Source organism: Mycobacterium sp., assembly GCF_049585075.1.
Lineage (GTDB): Bacteria > Actinomycetota > Actinomycetes > Mycobacteriales > Mycobacteriaceae > Mycobacterium.
In genome coordinates, this window is record NZ_JBAUZA010000062.1 from 1 (window position 1) to 1,852 (window position 1,852).

The window sequence follows — 1,852 nt, forward strand, 5'->3', positions numbered from 1 at the left end:
CACAACGGCGTGTACGACTCATCGATAACCCGGCAGGTCCAAAACGGCCGGGGCGGTACGAAGCAGTGCAACACGACGGGCACTGCGACCAACGATGGCTACCCCGAACATGCCTTTAACTGGGACGTCACTCTGCGTATCCGTGATGCACTCAACCAGATGGGTGCACGCACCCAGCTGTCCCGGGACGACGACAATTCAGTTGGCCCCTGCATTGATCAACGCGCCGCGCTGGCCAACGCGATGCATCCGGACGCGATCGTGAGCGTCCACGCCGACGGAGGACCGGCGACCGGTCGTGGATTTCACGTGAATTACTCCAGTCCGCCACTGAACGACGCCCAGGGCGGGCCAGCTCTTCAGCTAGCCCACGCGATGCACGATTCACTGCTGGCGTCGGGTCTTCAACCGTCCACTTACATCGGGTCTGGCGGTCTGTACGGTCGCCCCGATCTCGCGGGCTTGAATCTGGCCCAGTATCCGGCGGTTCTGGTCGAACTCGGCAACATGAAGAACGGCGACGATGCCGCACAGATGCAAAGTGCGGATGGCCGAGCGAAATACGCGGCGGCAGTTACCGACGGGATCGTCTCCTATCTCACCGGAAAAGCAGGTCACACCTAGAATGCTCGGACTGCAAGGCTGCCGACAATCGGTTTCAAGCGGAACCGTCACCACGGCTCCGATCACCACATGGCAACTGGGAACCGTTGACAGCAAACGGTTCTGCGGAGGATCGTCAAGCACTATGCCCCAGCAGCCTTCCAATGTCCTGGACTGCTTGAGTGGCTGCGGGCATGCGCGGTAGAGGAAGCAGTAACGTCGGACGGATCAGGCCGGTCCGCCACGCGGCACTGCTCGTCAGACAACCCCACTTCAGTAGGTGCGGCACCCTATCGGCGCTTGCCGGCGTCATAACCCTCGTGGTGTCGGTCTGTATCGTGCTGACAAGTTGCGCATTTGCCAGGCATCATTTAGTTCCTTCGTCTCCATCGCCTGCCCCAAAGCCCTCAACGCGCCAGGCCACCGTCCCCGCACAGCCCGCGGCAACCACAACCGCACCGGGACCGACTCCGAGCAGCGCAACCACGCCGCTTGCCGCAGAGTTCGCGAACTTGCAGAACAAGCTGCACGCCAACATGGGTCTCGTCATCAGCGCTGTGGGCGCCAACCAAAAGCAGCTCGTATTCGGCGATTGGACGACGGGACCCGCGTGGTCGACGAGCAAAGTCCCGTTGACCATCGCCGCCTTGGGCGAAGAAAACCCACCGACCGACGCGATACGGGCCGCCATCACCGAGTCAGATAACGGGGCCGCCGAGTCGATCTGGGACGGCTTGGGCGGCAATACCGTGACGGCAGCGCACAAAGTCGAAGCCGTCCTGCGCAGATACGGCGATCCGACGACCGTGGAGTGGCGGAAGCTGCGGCCCCCGTTCACTGCCTTCGGCCAGACCATCTGGTCGCTGACCAATCAGGTCCGGTTCACCGCGGCCGCGGTTTGCGACAGCGCCAGCGCACCGATCTTCACGCTTATGGGGGAAGTGGAACAAGATCAGCGTTGGGGGCTTGGGGTCATCCCGGATACCCGGTTGAAAGGCGGGTGGGGACCCTCACCAACCGGTAACTACTTGGTACGGCAAATTGGAGTGCTGAAAACGCCAACGGGCCTGACCGCCGTTGCCGTGGCCACGCAACCGGGATCAGGGTCGTTCAGTGACGGCACCCAAGAACTCACTGAAGTAAGCAAATGGTTGACCTCTCACATAGCGGAATTGCCCGCCGGGCAATGTGAACACTAGACGGTTTCTCGTTTTCGAGGCATCCCGCCGAACGCGCCGGCACGGCCGGC

2 protein-coding genes are annotated in these 1,852 nt (G+C 62.1%); both read left to right on the forward strand.

The window, feature by feature from the left end; all coding sequences use genetic code 11:
* Positions 1-624: Rv3717 family N-acetylmuramoyl-L-alanine amidase (locus tag WB785_RS02795; RefSeq protein WP_424077173.1), on the forward strand; the 624-nt coding region annotated here is incomplete at its 5' end.
* Between the two features lie 491 nt (positions 625-1,115).
* The gene (locus WB785_RS02800) at positions 1,116-1,802 is read left to right on the forward strand and encodes a hypothetical protein (protein WP_424077174.1); all 687 of its coding nucleotides are present in this window, start codon (positions 1,116-1,118) and stop codon (positions 1,800-1,802) included.
* Positions 1,803-1,852 lie beyond the last annotated feature (50 nt).